We start from the raw sequence: 15,748 nt of genomic DNA on the forward strand, positions 1-15,748 counted from the left end.
CGCGGGCCACGAAGAAGGCCGGCGACTTCCCCGCCCGCAAAGATCAACCCAGCGTCGTCCACGTCACCCGCCGCATCCAACTCCACTGCCTCCGACAGCGGTCACCGACCTAACGCAAGGCCATTGGGCCCCGACCGCGCCGGCTGAGCGGGCGAAACGACCGCGCATGCGCCTCGCATCATCCGGTGTTTCCTCCAGCTGGTTGGTCAGGACCGAGGAACCCGCCGGTTCCGTGAGGGCGGGAATAACTCGCCGGCGAGAGCGGGTTTCCGCGCGCTGAGCCGCCACTCGCAGGGCCCAGCGCATGGCGTCCGGAATCGGTCGCCATCGTCCTTCGTCGGGAACGCAGACCCGTACGCGCCGGTGTCGTCTGCAAGCCGGGGTGGGGTCGTGGGATTGCCGATGCTCGGCGCCGGGGCGTGCTGGGCCGCCGACCGGATGTTGTCCTGCTGATGCTGCCGTTCGCCGAGCGCAGCGCCGGCAGCGACGTCATCGGCGGAGCGATCAACGGCTCGGGGACGCTACTGGTCCGCGCCACCCGCGTCGGCACCGACAGCTTCCTGGCGCAGGTCGTCCGGCACGTCGAGGACGCCCGGGCACTCAAGCCGGGGATCCTCCACCTGGTCGACCGCGTTCTGCGCGTCTACACCCCGGCCGTGCTCATCGTCGCCGCCCTCGCGCTGACGGTCTGGCTGCTCGGCTCCTGGCTCATCGACGGCGAGCCCAATGGGCGCCGGGCCGTGTTCGCCGGTCTGGGAGTGCTGGTCATGGGCTACCCGTGCGCGGTCGGCATCGCCGCGCCGCTGGCGATCGTCCGCGCGGCGGGCGAGGCTGCCGATCTGGGCATCATCATGCGTACCGGAGAGGCGTTCCAGGCCTTCGGCAGCGTCCGCACCATGCTGCTCGACAAGACCGGCACCCTGACCCAGGGCCGTCCCGGCGTCCGCGAGATCGAGGCGCTGGTCGACGAGGAGGAGCTTCTCGCGCTCGCCGGCGCTGCCGAGTCCTCCTCCCAGCACCCGCTCGCCCGCGCGGTCGTCAACGCCGCACACGACCGGGGCATGGACCTTCCGGCGGCCTCACAGTTCGAGTCGGTGACCGGCCTGGGCGTGCGGGCCCAGGTCCTGGACCGTCAGGTCCTCGTCGGCCGCCCGGGGTTCCTGACCGAGCAGGGCATCGACCTGCAGCGCATCGCGCCCCACGTCGACCGCCTGGAGGCGACCGGCCGGACCGTCGTCATCGTCGCCGCCGACGGCGAGCCGCTGGGCCTGATCGCGCTGGGCGATGCGCTGCGTCCCGACGCCGCGGCCGCGATCGCGCAGCTGAAGCAAACCGGAATCGTTCCGGTGCTGGTGACCGGTGACAACGAGCGGGCTGCCCGGCACGTCGCCGCGCAGCTCGGGATCGAGGACGTGCGCGCGGGCGTGCTGCCCGAGGGCAAGGCCGAGATCGTGCGGGAGTTCCAGCAGGGCGGTCAGCGAGTGGGCTTCGTCGGCGACGGGATCAACGACGCGCCCGCGCTCATGCAGGCCGACGTGGGCATCGCGATGGGTGGCGGCACGGACATCGCGGTCGAGTCCGCAGACGTCATCGTCGTGCGCGACGAGCTGGGCGCTGTGCTGACAGCCCGACAGCTCAGCCGCTCGAGCTACCGACGGACACGGCAGAACGTCGCGCTGGCGTTCCTGTTCAACGGCGTCGGGATCCCGCTCGCGACGACCGGGCTGGTGTACCCGGTGTGGGCGATGGTCGCGATGGCCGCGTCAGTCACCGCCATCTTCGTCAACAGCATCGGACGCCGGCCGTCCCTGCTGTTCGACGCGATCAGCAGCGTCGGCCGGCAGCCGAGCGACGACGTCGACGCGGCGGCGGCACCGGCGGCGCGAGAAGCTGCGCCTGCACATGCCGCTCGACGTTGAGCTCGCTCGATCCCGTTCACTGGGAACAGAGTGTGCGGGATAGTTGCTGATGCAACTACCTTTCGCGACTCCTGGAGGTTCTGATGGACACCCTTCTCGTCATCGGCAGGGTCCTGTTCGCCCTGCTGTTCCTGGGGTCGGCCATGGGCCACCTGACCAAGACCGAGGCCATGACCCAGTACGCCCAGTACCGCAAGCTCCCCGCCGCCAAGGCAGGCGTCATCGTCTCGGGCGTCGTGCTCGGACTCGGCGCGCTGTCGGTCGCGCTCGGCGTCGTCGGCGACCTCGGCGCGCTCGCGCTCGCGGCGTTCCTGATCGTCGCCGCGTTCGTCTTCCACGCCTTCTGGAAGGAGAGCGACCCGCAGTCGGCCGCGACCGAGCAGGCGCAGTTCATGAAGAACATCGCGCTCGTCGGCGGCGCCATCGTGCTGTTCGCCCTGTTCGCCGCAGACGCCGCCGGACCCGCCATCACCGACGGCGCGTTCGACCTGTCCTGACCGCAGGGTGTCGGCCGGCGGGGGGCCCGGCGGCACCGCCCCCCTCGTCGCGTCACCCGCTCACTCTGCGGGTCAGCTCCCTGCTGACGACGCGGCGAGGACGAGGACCCGTGGCAGCGTCTTGACGTAGGCATTGAGAACGGCGGCCATGCCCGGCGCGACGTCGGCCATCCCTACCCGCCCCGTGGTGCTCAGCCGCGCCGAGGATCACTGCTTCGGGCGACGCACGCACTCCCCCGCGGACGACTCGATCGCCTGCACCGCCAGGTCGAGGGCTGCCTCGAGGGGCCTCACCGAGCGGGTGGCCTGACCGAGCAGCAGCCCGCCTTGGACCGCGGCGAGCAGGCCCGCCGCGAGCGCCTCGACGTCGGCCTCGTGGGCGAGCTCCCCCCGCTCCTGCATCGCCCCGAGGCCGCGCGCCAAGCGCTCCTGCCACTGCGCGAAGCCAGCGAGCACCGCGGAGCGAGCAGCCGGGTCGGCGTCGACGAGCTCGCTGGCCAGCCGCCCCAGGGGGCAGCCTCCGGCGCAGCGCGCGCGCTCGTTGACCGCGACCACACGGTCACGCCACCGTCGGAGCGCCGACATCGAGTGGAGCGGGTCGTCGTCGGGGAACTGCGCGCGCAGCACCTGCTCGACCTGGAGCTCGACCACCGCGCGGACGAGCGCGGACTTGTCGGCGAAGTAGTGGTACAGCTGCGACTTGCTGGTGCCGGTCTGAGCCCGCACGTCGTCGAGGCTCGTGGCGGCGACTCCGCGCTCGTGCACCAGCTGCGCCGCGGCCGCCAGGATCCGGTCGCGCGTCGCCCGGCCGCGGGCGGTCAGCTCGCGGCCGTCGGACTGCACCGGCGTCGGAGGCATGGCGATCACGGTACCGGGAAGTGGACTTGACAGTCCAGGCTCATCACAGGTAGCCATGAGTGGACTCAGCAGTCCAAAAGCCAGGAGACAGACGTGCCCAGACTCGAGAACGGCCAGACCTTCCCGGACCTGCAGCTACCGCGTGTCGGCGGCGGCACCATGTCGCTGCCCGGTGACCTCGCCGGCGACTTCGGTGTGGTCCTCATCTACCGCGGCTCCTGGTGCCCGTACTGCAAGGGGCAGCTTGCCGCCTTCTCGCGCGCGAAGGAGTCCCTGGACAAGGCGGGCGCCCGGGTCGTGGCGCTGTCGGTCGACGACGAGAAGACCTCCACCGAGCTGGCCGAGAAGCTCCGGCTCACCTTCCCGCTCGCGCACAGCGCGGACGCCGAGCAGGTCGCCGCAGCGACCGGTGCGTACGTCAACGACGACCCCCGCCACCTGCAGTCGACCGGCTTCGTCCTCGCGCCCGACGGAACGGTGGTGACCGCCGTGTACTCCTCCGGCGCGATCGGTCGGCTCGTCCCGGAGGACGTCGTCGGCCTCGTGACGTACGCCAAGCAGCACTCCTGACCCCGAAAGGCGCTTCTCATGGACCTGCGTGACCGATCGATCCTGCTCACCGGCGCCGGCAGCGGCATCGGGCGCAGCCTGGCGCTGCACCTCGCCGACCACACGCCTCGGCTGACCCTTGTCGGACGCCGCGCCGAGCCGCTGGAGGACGTCGCCCAGCTCGTCAGGGCTCGCGGCGCGCAGGCGCACGTCGTTCCCGCCGACCTCACCGAGGACGGTGTCGCTGCCGGCGTCGTCGCCGCTGCCCAGGAGCGGTTCGGCGGAATCGACGTCCTGGTGAACAACGCCGGGAACGTCCGCGCCGGGCGACTCGAGGAGATCGGGGAGGCTGAGGTGTTCGCGCAGATCGCGCTCAACCTGACTGCGCCGATCCTGCTCACCCGCGCGGCGCTGCCCGCGCTGCGAGCCTCGGGCGACGGGCTGGTCGTCAACGTCTCGTCGGGGATCGCGCTGATCGGCATGCCGTTCTACGCCACCTACGCGGCGACGAAGGCCGGGGTCGCGCACTTCGGTGAGGCGCTGCGCCGCGAGCTGCACGGGGAGGGGGTGCACGTGCTGAACGTCTTCCCCGGTGCGACCAGCACGCCGATGATGGAGACCTCGAACGCCGGTGCCGAGCACGGGTTCGACTACGAGAGCCCCGAGGCCGTCGCGGCGGCCACGGTCGCCGGCATGGTCGACGGCAGCCTGACCGTGGTGCGCGGCGGCGAGAGCCGCGCCCAGATGATCGGCCTCAACCGCAATGACCCCGCCGCGGTCGACCAGTTCCTGGCCGGCCGCAAGCGCGAACTCGAGCAGGCCGTCGCCGGCCACTCGAGCCTGTAGACCCGAACCCTCGAAGGAGCAGACCGACCATGACCCCGCCCCTGTTCTCGCACTACCGCCTCGGCGACCTGGAGCTGGCCAACCGGCTGGTGATGGCGCCCATGACGCGCAACCGCGCCGGCGCCGACGGCGTACCGACCCCGTCGATGGTCACCTACTACGCTCAGCGCGCGACGGCCGGGCTCATCGTCACCGAGGGCACGCAGCCCAGCGCCGTCGGCCAGGGCTACCCCTTCACCCCGGGCATCCACACCGACGAGCAGGCCGCCGGCTGGCGGCGGGTGACCGATGCCGTCCACGAGCAGGGCGGCCGCATCTTCCTGCAGATCATGCACGCCGGACGCATCTCGCACCCGTCGCTGCAGCCGGGCGGCGACCGTCCCGTCGCCCCCTCGGCGGTCCGCCCGGCCGGCCAGGTGTTCACCCCCTCCGGACTGCAGGACTTCGTCGAGCCGCGCGCCCTCGAGACCGACGAGATCGCCGGGATCGTGCAGGACTACGCCGACGCAGCGCGCCGAGCCGTCGAGCAGGGCGGCTTCGACGGCGTGGAGGTCCACGGCGCGAACGGCTACCTGCCGCACCAGTTCCTCGCCGAGGGCACGAACTCCCGCACCGACCAGTACGGCGGCAGCGCCGAGAACCGCGCCCGGTTCCTGGTCGAGGCCACGACCGCGGTGGCGGCCGCCGTCGGAGGGCAGCGCGTGGGGGTACGGCTGTCGCCGGCCAACTCCTTCAACGACATCGTCGAGCACGAGACCGAGGCCGTGTACGCCGCGGTCGTCGCCGGGCTCGCGCCGCTGGGCCTGACCTACCTGCACGTCGTGGAAGAACCTGCCGCCGTCACCGCCCAGATCCGCAAGGCGTGGCCGGCCACGCTCATCGTCAACGCCGCCTTCAGCCTGCCGACCACGCAGGAGAACCTGACGGGGCTGCTCGAGAACGGGCCTGCCGACCTCGTCGCCGTCGGCCGCGCGTTCATCGCCAACCCCGACCTGGTCCGGCGCCTGCAGCTCGACGCGCCGCTCAACCCCGCGGACGAGACCAGCTTCTACGGCGGCACCGACGTCGGGTACATCGACTACCCCGAGCTCGACCAGGCCGCCTGACCGGTCCCGCCCGCCCGGCGCCCCGGCCGGGCGGGCGGTCTGCCCACCTCGCGCATCGTCGGCAGCCGCACGCGGAGGCCGACGCCGGGTAGCCGGATCGGCATGAGCCTGACCAAAGGAAGCGGCCCCTTCGGCGAGCGACCGGCCGGGCAGTTCACCTTCGGCCCCCGCCCGCCGGAGCACGTGCTCTACGTGGAGGACGTCCCGCGCCGGGTCCGCGTGCTGCTCAAGGGCGGTCTCGTCGCCGACAGCGAGGAGGCGCGCCTGCGCCTGCTGCACCCGCCGGGACGTAGGCCGACCTACCTCTTGCCGGCGGCCCCCGTGCGCACGGACTGCTTCGAGCCGAGCACGCAGCGGCAGACGCGGTTCGCCGGCACCAGCGGCGAGGCCCCGCTAGGCGGTCGGCGACCTCGTCACCTGCCCGTTCTGCCTCGGCGAGTGGGTCGCGACGGGCCTGGCGTTCGGGCTGGTCCTCGCGCCGCGGCCCGCCCGGCTCGTCGCGTCCGTGTTCACCGCCCTCACCGGCGCCGAGCTGCTCCAGCTGCTGTACGCCAAGACCCAGGAGTGGGCGACCGGCTGAGGCAGCCCCGCCGCGGTCAGCCCAGCAGCGCCGCGAGGTCGTCCACCGCGGGCGCCGGAGCACCCGTGAACAGCGGCGTGGACGGGTACCGCTCGCCCGAGTCGAACAGCACCGCGACGACGAGCCGCCCCGCCCACTCCGGTCGCCCGGCCACCTGCAGCGTGGCGGCCACCACGGCGCCGGAGGACGCGCCGACCAGCAGGGCCTCCTGCCGGGCCAGCGCCCGCGTCGTCGCGTACGCCTCCTCGTCCGTCACGTCGACCACCTCGTCGTGCACCGTCTGGTCCAGCACGGGCGCCAGGAAGCCGCCGCTCAGGCCGGTCTGCAGGGTCGGGCCGGCCGCGCCGCCGGTGAGCAGTGGGCTGGACGTCGGCTGCACCGCCACCACGTGCAGCCGAAGGTTGCGCTCGCGCAGGTAGCGCGCGGTGCCGGTGATCGTGCCGCCGGTGCCGACGCCGGCCACGAGCACGTCGACCCGCCCGTCGGTGTCCTGCCAGATCTCCGGGCCGGTGCTGCGGTAGTGCGCGTCAGGGTTGGCCGCGTTGTCGGTCTGCCGCGGCATCCACGCCCGGTCGCCGAGCTGCGCGCAGATCCGCTCCGCGGCCGCGATCGAGCCGGGGATGCCCTCGGCGGCGGGCGTCAGCACCACCCGTGCACCGAGCGCGTCGAGGACCTGCCGGCGCTCGGCGCTCGCGCTCTCCGGCATGACGACGACGCAGCCGAGTCCGCGCACGACCGCAGCCTGCGCCAGGCCGATGCCGGTGTTGCCGCTGGTCGGCTCGACGATGACCATGCCGGCTCGCAGCACGCCACGGGCCAGCGCGTCGTCGACCATGTGCAGCGCGATCCGGTCCTTGAGCGAACCACCGGGATTCAGCGCCTCGTGCTTGACCACCAGGTCGGCGGTGAGGCCGGCACCCAGACGCGGCAGCCGGACCAGCGGCGTGTGCCCGATGGCACCGGTGATGTCGTCGAGGACCCGCACGACCTACTCGGCGCGGCTCGTCGCCGGGCTCGGCTGCTCGCCGAGGAACTCCACCCACGCCTTGCGTGCGCACGGGTAGTGCCTGGTCGCCTCGACGATGTCCAGGAACGAGCTCAACGTCGTGACGAGCCGTTCGTGCACCTCCTGGCTGGCCAGCTGCCCGTCAGCGGTCAGCTGCGCCGGCGCCTGGGCGAGGGAGAACATGTCCGGGTAGACCCGGGCGCCCAGGTGCTCGAGCGGCACCCGCAGCGACCACAGCCCGCGGTTGCCGCCGACCATCGACGGCGAGGCCGACAGCAGCATGCAGTGCCGGCCGTTGAACGGCTGCGGTCGGAAGGGCGAGGCCCAGTCGATGCTGTTCTTCAGCATCCCGGGCATCGCCGCGTTGTACTCCGGGCTGGCGATGACGAAGGCATCCGCGGCCTCCAGCCGGCGCCGCAGCTCCGCCGCACCTGCGGGGATGCCCTCGCTGTCCTCCACATCCTGGTCGTACGACGGCGAGTCGAACTCGCGCATCGTGGCGTAGTCGATCGTCGCGCCCAGCAGCTCCAGAGCCGTCGCGGCGATCCGCGCCAACCTGCTGTTCGTCGAGTCCTCGCGCAGTGAAGCCGCGAACACCAGCACGCGGACCTCCTGCCGGCCCCGGTCGTCCATCCCGTCCACGGCGGCTCCCCTCCTCGCCGGAGGCGCTACCCCTCTGCGCGCGGATGTACCGGTGCGCAGTCGGTCAGTGCCGCACCGCTAACGTCGCCGGGTCCCTGCCTCCGCTGCCGAGGAGCCCCTCGATGAAGGCCCTGCGCACCCCCGAGAACCGGTTCGCCGACCTGCCCGACTTCCCGTACACGCCCCACTACGTCAACGTCGACGACGGGGACGGCGGCCGGCTGCGCGTCGCGTACGTCGACGAGGGGCCACGGGACGCCCAGACGGTCCTGCTGCTGCACGGCGAGCCGTCGTGGTCGTTCCTGTACCGGAAGATGATCCCGGTCCTGGTCGAGGCGGGGCTACGGGTCGTCGCGCCGGACCTGGTCGGCTTCGGCCGGTCCGACAAGCCCGTCGAGCGCAGCGACTACACCTATGCCCGGCACGTCGAGTGGATGCGGCAGGCGCTGCTCGACCAGCTCGACCTGAACGGTGTCACGTTCGTCGGGCAGGACTGGGGCGGGCTGGTCGGGCTGCGCCTGGTCGCGGAGAACCTCGACCGCTTCGCGTGTGTGGTGGTCGCGAACACCGGGCTGCCCACGGGCGACCAGCCGATGAGCGAGGCGTTCCTGGCCTGGCAGCGCTACTCGCAGGAGACGCCGGACTTCCGCGTCGGCCAGATCGTGTCCGGCGGGTGCGCGACGCCGCTCGCGCCGGAGGTCGTCGCGGCCTACGACGCGCCCTTCCCGGACGACAGCTACAAGGCGGGCGCACGGGTCTTCCCGACGCTGGTGCCGACGCGCTCGGACGACCCGGCCGCAGACCCCAACCGCGCAGCTTGGAAGGTGCTGTCGAGCTGGGACAAGCCGTTCCTCACCGCGTTCTCGGACTCCGATGCCATCACCCGCGGGGGCGACAAGGTGTTCCGCAAGCTCGTCCCGGGAGCCGCGGGACGCGAGCACGTGACGCTCGAGGGCGGCGGCCACTTCCTGCAGGAGGACGGCTACTACGACAGCTGGGAGGACGACGGCTACCCCTATCCGACCGACCCGTCAGGGAACCCGCTGGGCCCGAACCACCCCTGGAACAAGGAGACCAAGCCCCGTTCGGACAAGCGCAGCTGGAAGGACCGGTACACCTGGAGCAGAGCCCCGCGGTGGGACCGTCAGGTGGTCGAGGCAGGCGCCTACGCGCGGCTGTGGACGACCGCAGCGGCCGGCATCATGCCGCACAACCGGTTCCTGGAGGCGACCGGCACCAGCATCAAGATGGACTGCCCGCAGACCGCCTCGCTGCCGGCGATGGAGCTGGAGTGGAAGATCCCGGAGACGTGGAACGCCTTCGAGCGCAACCGGGCCCGCGCCTACCACATCGTCTACTCCCTGCTCGTCGGGTACGAGAACGTGCAGATGGCCTTCGACCTCATGGGGCAGGGAGAGAACAAGGTGGCGACGACGACCGAGTTCCGGATTCCGCGTGACGAGCGGATCGGCGTCGGCTTCTGGGGGGCGGGGCGCGGGTTCCTGACCCACCACCTGACGATGGACAAGGGCGTCCTGACGAACTACCGGATCATCACGCCGTCGACGTTCAACGCCTCGCCCGTCGACCCGTTCGGCCAGGTCGGCCCGTACGAGGAAGCGGTTATGAACACGCCGATCCTCGAGGAGTTCGACTCCGGCGAGAGCTTCACCGGCATCGACATCTTCCCCGCCATCCGGTCCTTCGACCCGTGCATGCCGTGCACCGTCCATGTCGCGAACGGTGACAACATGATCATCCGGGATGCGACGACCTGCGCCTGCGGGGCGGAATGACCGGCGCAGCACCAGGACGCGTCCTGGTCGGCGGTGTGGGCTACCGCTGGTTCGGCGACGGCTCCTTCGCGCTGCTCGTCTCGGACGCGCTGGCCGATCTGCAGTGGGCATCGGGCGTCGACGTGCTCGACCTCGGGTACGGCGCGCTGCACGTGGCGATGGACCTCGCCGACGTCGACCCGCCGTACGAACGGGTCGTCCTGGTCGGCGTGACGGAGCGCGGCCGCGCACCCGGGCAGCTGTACCGGTTCGCCTGCGACCCGGGAGCACCGTCGGCGCAGGACGTCCAGGACCGGATGTACGAGTCCGGCGCGGGCGTCATCGACCTGGACCACCTGCTGGTCATCGGCCGGCACTTCGGCGGACTGCCCGACGACGTCGTCGCGATCGAGCTCGAGCCGCACCCCGGGACGACCAGCGACCAGCTGAGCCCTGCGGCGCAGGCGCTGCTGCCGCAGGCCGTCGAGCTGGTCCGGCGTGAGGTCCTCGCACCGGCGCGCGTCCCGAGCAGGAGCTGACGCCGTGGTCGACCAACCGCTGCTCTACAAGCCGCACCCGTCGCTGTTCCCCGTCATGCTGCTCGGCGGCTTCACCGGCACGGTCCTGCTGACGGCTGCGCTGCGCCTGACCGCGTCGCGGGGGGCGGCGGTCATCGACCTGCCCCTGCTGATGGGTGGCCTGTTCTCCGGCGACCAATCCACGGCCTTCACCGCCGGGCACGCACTGTTCCTGGTCGCCGGGATCCTCGTCCTGCTGCTGCTCGCCCTGCTGTGGCCCTTTGCGCCAGGAAGCCGGTTCACCTTCCGCGGCGCACTGGTGCGGGCAGGCATCTTCGGCCTGGGCCTGTTCGTGCTTGGCGGGATCCTGGTGCCCCTGCTCGGCGGCCTCAGCCGGTTGCCCGCCGTCTCGCTCCTGGAGCCCGGGCCCTTCGGCGTCGGCCTCGGCCTCCGCGGCCCGTTGCAGCTCCTGCTCGCCACGCAGCTGTATGCGCTGACGGCGGCGCTCGTCGCGGCCATGCCGCAGGGGCTGCAGCCGATGGACGCCGTGGGCTGGGGCTGGTGGTCCCACAGCAGCGGCGAGTCACCGTGACGGACGGACCGGGACACCTGCCCGCTCAGGTCGCCGCCGCTCTGGAGCGCCTCGACGACCTGGTCAGGGCCTTCGAGCAGCACCCCGACGACGCCGTCCAGGACGGGCTCATCGGGGTCCTGCGAGCGGTCGACGTGATCCACCGCGGAGCCCTCGACCGCCTCGTCGCGCTGCTCGACGCCCGTGGGCTTCGCCAGGAGGCGCTCACCGACCCGCACGTGGCGCTGCTGTTCGGCCTGTACGAGGCGCAGGACGACGACGCGGACGATCCACGGGCCCGAGCGGAGGCGGCGGTCGCCGAGCTCCGGCCGCACGTCGCGTCGCACGGCGGCCAGCTCGAGGTCGTCGCGGCCGAGGACGGCGTCGTGAACATCCGGCTGCTCGGCGCCTGCACGGCCTGCTCCGGATCTCCCGCTGCGCTGGGCGACCTGGTCGAGCAGGCCCTGCGCGACAACCTGCCCGAGTTCGTGCGCATGGAGGTCTCGCCCACCGCACCGGCGCACGCGGCGGCTGCGCAGCGACGTGCGCCGGTGCTGATCCCCCTGTCCGCCCTGAGCCGCGGCGGTCCGGCGGGCGGCTGCGGCTCCGGGGGCGGCTGCGGCTCGCAGGCCGGCGGCGCCGCACCTGCGGGTGACGCCGCCGCGCGTGCTCGTCGCCTGCGTCGGCAACACGCTGCGTGGCGACGACGGGTTCGGCGTGGCGGTCGCCGCGGAGCTGGACGGCTCGCTGCCCGAGGAAGCCGAGCTTCTCGAGACCGGCATCGGGGGATCGGCATCGTGCACTCGCTGATGGACGGCTACGACGCGCTGGTCATCGTCGACGCGGTCGAGCGGGGTGCCCAGCCCGGCACGGTCTTCGTCCTGGTCCCGCAGGTGCCCGACGTCGCGACGCCGACCTTCGACGAGTGGCTCGCCCAGCTGTCCGACATGCACCTCGCCGAGCCGTCACGGATCCTGCGCATCGCGCGGGCGGCCGGCGTTCTCCCCGGGCACGTCGGCTGCCAGCCCGAGACGTGCGAGGACTTCGCAGAAGCCTTGAGCGCACCTGTTGCTGCCTCCGTGCCCGTCGCCGCAGACCGCGTCCGAGAACTGGTCGGAGAGGTCCTCACGACGTGCAGTTCTGCAGGAGCTGCGGCCCTGCACGGCCCGCCACCAGGAGGAAGGGACGGTCGACATGGACGAGAGTGACCTGACTGAGGGCGACCGGCTTCACGTTCGTCGGTGCGTCGAGCTCGCGCAGGAGGCGCTCGAGGCGGGTGACGAGCCGTTCGGCTCCGTCCTGGTGGCCCAGGACGGCACCGCACTTCAGGAGGACCGTAACCGGGTGGCAGCCGGTGACCGTACCCGCCACCCGGAGTTCGCCCTTGCCCGGTGGGCTGCGGAGCACCTGACGCCCGACGAGCGGGCCAAGACGACGGTGTTCACCTCCGGCGAGCACTGCCCCATGTGCTCCGCGGCACACGGCTGGGTCGGACTCGGACGCATCGTCTACGTCCACTCCTCGGCACAGCTGGTCGCCTGGCTGAGCGAGCTGGGCGTCGCGCCCCCACCGGTGGCACCGCTGCCCATCTCGCGGGTCGTGCCGCACGTTCCCGTCCTCGGTCCGATCGCCGGACTCGACCAGGAGGTCCGGGAGCTGCACCGCCGCCACCATGCGCCGTCGTGAGCCGTGGCGACGGGTCGGCCGCGCGCAAAGGGCGTCGTGCGCCTCTCACGACTTGAGCGTCGTGTAGGCGCGATCGTCAGTCATGTCGCGAGGAGGGGACTGCCCCACCCCGGTTGACTCCTGACCTGTGAGGCTCGCCGGCAGCCGCATGCGGAGGCCGACGCCGGGTAGCCGGACCGGTATGAGCCTGACCAAGGGAAGCGGCCCCTTCGGCGAGCAGCCGGCCGGGGCGTTCAACTTCGACCCGCACCGGCCGGAGCATGTGCTGTACCTGGAGGACGTCGCCCGCCGGGTCCGCGTGCTGCTCGGGGGCGTCCTCGTGGCCGACAGCGACGAGGTGCGTCTGCTGCACCCGCCGGGACGTACGCCGACCTACCTCTTCCCGCAGACGCACGTGCGGACGGACTGCTTCGAGCCGAGCGAGCGGCGGCAGTCCGACCCGGGCATGGGCGAGCGAACTTACTGGCGGGTGGTCGCCGGCGGCGAGGTCGCCGAGGACTCGGCGTACTCCTGGCAGCAGCCGCCGCAGAGCGCTGCGGCGATCGCAGGGCTGATAGCGTTCGACTGGGACTCGCTCACGGTGTTCGAGGAGGACGAGGAGGTCTTCGTCCACCCCCGGGACCCGTACACGCGCATCGACGTGCTGCGCAGCTCCCGTTCGGTCCGGGTGACGGTGGACGACGTGGTGGTCGCCGCGTCGACCCGCCCTCGGATGCTGCTCGAGAGCGGGCTGCCGGTGCGCTGGTACCTGCCGCCCGAGGACGTCCGGACCGACCTGCTGGACCCCAGCTACACGACCACCCGCTGCCCCTACAAGGGCATCGCGCACTACTGGTCGCTTCGGCTGGGCGACCGGTACGACAAGGACCTGGCGTGGACCTACCCGGAGCCGTTCCACGACGCCGACGCCGTGCGCGGGCTGCTGTGCTTCCCGCAGGAGCGGGTCGAGATCGAGATCACGAGGAACGAGCGGGGAGACGCCCCCGCCGAGCGCTGAACCGACGGACACGCCACGACCCGCCGCGGCTGGCTCATGAACCAACGCGGCGAGGTCCTGTCCGGTGCGGTCGCCTTGACTCCTGCGTCACGATCGACAGCTGCCGTCGCCACCGCTGCCCAGGCCGACATGCCGCCGGTGCAGGTGGGATCAGTCGAGAGGCGAGTCGGTCTCGGTCACGAGCAGATCGGTCGGGGCGTTGTGGACGGCCGGCACCTGTCCGAGCCGGCCGGCCTGGAAGTCCTCGAACGCCTGGTGCACCTCCGCCTCGGTGTTCATGACGAACGGACCGGCCACGCGATCGGCTGACGGATCGGCCGTCCGCCGAGCAGCAGCACCTCCATCGTCTCGGTCCTGCCGTCCTGCGACGGGTCGGCCGCGAAGGTCAGCGCGTCGCCCTGGCCGAGCACGGCCAGCTGCCCCATGGACACCGGGCGGCCGCCTGGTTCGACGGTCCCGCGGCCGGCGAGGACGTAAACTAGCGCGTTGAACTCCGGCTCCCATGGCAGGTCGACGCGCGCGCCCGCGCTGACGGTGGCGCGCACCATGGCGATCGGCGTGTATGTCGACCCCGGGGCCGCGGAACCCGGCGATGTCCCCGGCGATGACGCGCAGCAGCGCGCCACCGTCGTCGGAGGACAGCAGCTTCGCCTGCTCTCCGGCCAGGTCCTGGTAGCGCGGGTCGACCCACTTCTGCGCCCCGGGGAGCACTTCTGCGCCCCCGGGGAGGTTGACCCACAGCTGCAGCCCGTGGAAGGCAACCTCCGCTCGCGACCATCTCCTCCGGCCGCGTCTCGATGTGCAAGATGCCCTGCCCGGCGGTCATCCACTGGGTGTCACCGTCGGAGATCACCCCTCCGCCACCAAGCGAGTCGCTGTGGGAGATGATCCCGTCGATCATGTACGTGACCGTCTCGAAGCCGCGGTGCGGGTGCCATGGCGTCCCCTTCGGCTCGCCCGGTCCGTAGTCGATCTCGCCCATCTGGTCGAGGTGGATGAACGGGTCGAGGTCACGCAGGTCCACCCCGGCGAAGGCGCGGCGAACCGGGAACCCCTCGCCCTCGAAGCCTCGCGGCGCCGTCGTGATCCCGGTGACCGGACGCTGGCGGGCCATCACCGGGTCTGGGACCGGGACGCGGGGCAGCACGGTGATGTCGTCGACGGTGACAGCGGGCATGGGGCCTCCTTCAGGTCATGGACGGGATGCCCCGACCGTGACGCGCTACCCGCGCTCGACGGAGTCGCTCTCGGTCCTCCAGCTCGTGCGCCTGAACCTGCGCGGGCCGGGCAGGGACAGGCCCATGCGGAGCTGAGGGGCGACGTGAACATCCTCGACGACATCACCGGCGACATCGGACGAACCCCGCTGATCCGGCTCCGCCGGCTTGCCGCCGGCCTTCCCAGCGGCTTCGTCGTCAAGCACGAGGCGCGCAACCCGATGGGCTCGCTGAAGGACCGCATCGCGGTGCACATGGTCGACGACGCCCTCGCGCGCGGCGAGCTGCGACCCGGGATGGTGATCGTCGAGCCGACGAGCGGCAACACCGGCATCGGCCTGGCGCAGGCGGCCGTCGTCCACGGGCTGTCCTGCGTCATCGTCATGCCCGACAGCGCGACGGTCGAGCGCCAGCGCGTCCTGTCCGCGCTCGGCGCCGTCGTCGTCCTCGTTGGAATATCGCGCCCGGTTGCAGCGCGCCGCGCGCGGCGGCGTGCCGCAATGCGCGGCGCGGCGATCGCGCAGGTCGGGGGCGAGGTCGACCGCGTGTAGCCGAGGGTTGAGTGGAGACGTCTGCGATTGTACCAGCGTCGCGCCGGACTTCACGCGTGTCCGCCGCCACGGCGCCACCAACATCGCTGCCGCTTGATGCCGAGTTCACGCGCGACCTGGGATGTGGTGGTCCCGGTCGTCGGGCTCGGTCAGGCCGGCCCGCCACGGTCGGGGCTGGCAGGGGCGCAGGTCCAGCTCGCGCATGATGTCATGGACGAGTTCCGGGCCGCAGGGCACGCCGGCACGAGCCAGCTGGGCGTGCACCCGGCGGTAGGCGCGACCTCCTGGAGGCGGCCCGGCCCCACTTGAACGTCTCGACCCGCCAGGGCTGCAGGTTCCACTTGCGCCAGATCCGGGCGACCGTGGCGAACCCGATGCCCAGCTCGTCGGCCAGCAGCCGGCTCGACCAGTGCGTCACCCCGAGCCGCTG

Annotated in this window: 19 protein-coding genes and 2 pseudogenes; 13 read left to right on the forward strand and 8 right to left on the reverse strand. The window is 72.1% G+C overall.

What is annotated here, in order from left to right:
- Positions 1-452: 452 nt before the first annotated feature.
- Together KME75_RS32390 and KME75_RS32395 are read left to right on the forward strand one after the other, a co-directional pair.
- Entirely contained in the window at positions 453-1,919 is a 1,467-nt protein-coding gene (locus tag KME75_RS32390) for a heavy metal translocating P-type ATPase (RefSeq protein ID WP_219418750.1), read from the forward strand.
- Between the two features lie 83 nt (positions 1,920-2,002).
- Positions 2,003-2,416, forward strand: coding sequence for a DoxX family membrane protein (locus KME75_RS32395; protein WP_219418751.1), 414 nt, complete (start codon positions 2,003-2,005; stop codon positions 2,414-2,416).
- A 207-nt stretch (positions 2,417-2,623) separates the two neighbouring features.
- On the opposite strand, the gene KME75_RS32400 is transcribed toward KME75_RS32395, so the two are convergent.
- The gene (locus KME75_RS32400; RefSeq protein ID WP_219418752.1) at positions 2,624-3,274 is read right to left on the reverse strand and encodes a TetR/AcrR family transcriptional regulator; all 651 of its coding nucleotides are present in this window, start codon (positions 3,272-3,274) and stop codon (positions 2,624-2,626) included.
- Positions 3,275-3,367: 93 nt separating this feature from the next.
- Between KME75_RS32400 and KME75_RS32405 the strand changes: the two genes are divergently transcribed.
- The 4 genes and pseudogenes from KME75_RS32405 to KME75_RS32420 form a co-directional block, all read left to right on the forward strand.
- Complete coding sequence (locus KME75_RS32405) at positions 3,368-3,844, forward strand: peroxiredoxin family protein (protein WP_219418753.1); 477 nt, start codon at positions 3,368-3,370, stop codon at positions 3,842-3,844.
- Positions 3,845-3,862: 18 nt separating this feature from the next.
- A complete protein-coding gene (locus KME75_RS32410) occupies positions 3,863-4,669 on the forward strand; it encodes an SDR family NAD(P)-dependent oxidoreductase (RefSeq protein WP_219418754.1) in 807 nt (268 codons plus the stop codon).
- A 29-nt stretch (positions 4,670-4,698) separates the two neighbouring features.
- Positions 4,699-5,775, forward strand: coding sequence for an alkene reductase (locus tag KME75_RS32415; protein ID WP_219418755.1), 1,077 nt, complete (start codon positions 4,699-4,701; stop codon positions 5,773-5,775).
- A 409-nt stretch (positions 5,776-6,184) separates the two neighbouring features.
- A pseudogene (locus KME75_RS32420) lies at positions 6,185-6,355 on the forward strand (DUF1360 domain-containing protein); the annotation flags it as partial.
- A 16-nt stretch (positions 6,356-6,371) separates the two neighbouring features.
- On the opposite strand, the gene cysK reads toward KME75_RS32420, so the two are convergent.
- Together cysK and KME75_RS32430 are read right to left on the reverse strand one after the other, a co-directional pair.
- On the reverse strand, positions 6,372-7,340 hold the full coding sequence (gene cysK, locus KME75_RS32425) for a cysteine synthase A (RefSeq protein WP_219418756.1): 969 nt from the start codon (positions 7,338-7,340) through the stop codon (positions 6,372-6,374).
- A 3-nt stretch (positions 7,341-7,343) separates the two neighbouring features.
- The gene (locus KME75_RS32430) at positions 7,344-7,994 is read right to left on the reverse strand and encodes an NADPH-dependent FMN reductase (protein WP_246633279.1); all 651 of its coding nucleotides are present in this window, start codon (positions 7,992-7,994) and stop codon (positions 7,344-7,346) included.
- 131 nt (positions 7,995-8,125) lie between these two features.
- On the opposite strand from KME75_RS32430, the gene KME75_RS46255 reads away from it, so the two are divergent.
- The 6 genes from KME75_RS46255 to KME75_RS32460 all read left to right on the forward strand — a co-directional run bounded on the left by KME75_RS46255 (position 8,126) and on the right by KME75_RS32460 (position 13,550).
- Entirely contained in the window at positions 8,126-9,799 is a 1,674-nt protein-coding gene (locus KME75_RS46255) for a haloalkane dehalogenase (RefSeq protein ID WP_219418758.1), read from the forward strand.
- A complete protein-coding gene (locus KME75_RS32440) occupies positions 9,796-10,317 on the forward strand; it encodes a hydrogenase maturation protease (RefSeq protein WP_219418759.1) in 522 nt (173 codons plus the stop codon). The genes KME75_RS46255 and KME75_RS32440 overlap by 4 nt, the downstream gene beginning before the upstream one ends.
- Before the next feature lie 4 nt (positions 10,318-10,321).
- Entirely contained in the window at positions 10,322-10,888 is a 567-nt protein-coding gene (locus tag KME75_RS32445) for a hypothetical protein (protein WP_219418760.1), read from the forward strand.
- Positions 10,885-12,075: a hydrogenase maturation protease gene (locus KME75_RS32450; protein WP_219418761.1), complete on the forward strand. Its 1,191-nt coding sequence runs from the start codon at positions 10,885-10,887 to the stop codon at positions 12,073-12,075. Before KME75_RS32445 ends, KME75_RS32450 begins: the two co-directional genes overlap by 4 nt.
- Positions 12,062-12,553, forward strand: coding sequence for a nucleoside deaminase (locus KME75_RS32455; protein WP_219418762.1), 492 nt, complete (start codon positions 12,062-12,064; stop codon positions 12,551-12,553). The genes KME75_RS32450 and KME75_RS32455 overlap by 14 nt, the downstream gene beginning before the upstream one ends.
- A gap of 181 nt (positions 12,554-12,734) precedes the next feature.
- A complete protein-coding gene (locus tag KME75_RS32460; RefSeq protein WP_219418763.1) occupies positions 12,735-13,550 on the forward strand; it encodes a DUF427 domain-containing protein in 816 nt (271 codons plus the stop codon).
- Positions 13,551-13,700: 150 nt separating this feature from the next.
- Here KME75_RS32460 and KME75_RS46260 read toward each other — a convergent pair whose 3' ends face one another.
- From KME75_RS46260 to KME75_RS32465, 3 genes are read right to left on the reverse strand one after another with little or no spacing between them, the layout of a single operon-like run.
- Positions 13,701-13,829 (reverse strand): hypothetical protein, encoded by a 129-nt coding sequence (locus KME75_RS46260; RefSeq protein ID WP_308283289.1) that lies wholly within the window; start codon positions 13,827-13,829, stop codon positions 13,701-13,703.
- Positions 13,826-14,098 carry a pirin-like C-terminal cupin domain-containing protein gene (locus KME75_RS46265; protein WP_372452722.1) on the reverse strand — a complete coding sequence of 91 codons (273 nt, stop codon included), beginning with the start codon at positions 14,096-14,098 and terminating at the stop codon, positions 13,826-13,828. Before KME75_RS46265 ends, KME75_RS46260 begins: the two co-directional genes overlap by 4 nt.
- The gene (locus KME75_RS32465; protein WP_308283288.1) at positions 14,029-14,727 is read right to left on the reverse strand and encodes a pirin family protein; all 699 of its coding nucleotides are present in this window, start codon (positions 14,725-14,727) and stop codon (positions 14,029-14,031) included. Before KME75_RS32465 ends, KME75_RS46265 begins: the two co-directional genes overlap by 70 nt.
- Before the next feature lie 144 nt (positions 14,728-14,871).
- Here KME75_RS32465 and KME75_RS32470 point away from each other — a divergent pair, with 144 nt between their 5' ends.
- Positions 14,872-15,318, forward strand: a complete 447-nt coding sequence (locus KME75_RS32470; RefSeq protein WP_219418764.1) for a pyridoxal-phosphate dependent enzyme — start codon at positions 14,872-14,874, stop codon at positions 15,316-15,318.
- Positions 15,319-15,423: 105 nt separating this feature from the next.
- On the opposite strand, the gene KME75_RS44050 is transcribed toward KME75_RS32470, so the two are convergent.
- Both KME75_RS44050 and KME75_RS47090 read right to left on the reverse strand, forming a co-directional pair.
- Positions 15,424-15,582, reverse strand: coding sequence for a hypothetical protein (locus KME75_RS44050; RefSeq protein WP_372452723.1), 159 nt, complete (start codon positions 15,580-15,582; stop codon positions 15,424-15,426).
- Positions 15,527-15,748 (reverse strand): annotated as a pseudogene (locus KME75_RS47090) (hypothetical protein); the annotation flags it as partial. The pseudogene KME75_RS47090 and the gene KME75_RS44050, both read right to left, overlap by 56 nt.

This window comes from Pseudonocardia nigra, from assembly GCF_019396355.1.
GTDB lineage: Bacteria > Actinomycetota > Actinomycetes > Mycobacteriales > Pseudonocardiaceae > Pseudonocardia > Pseudonocardia nigra.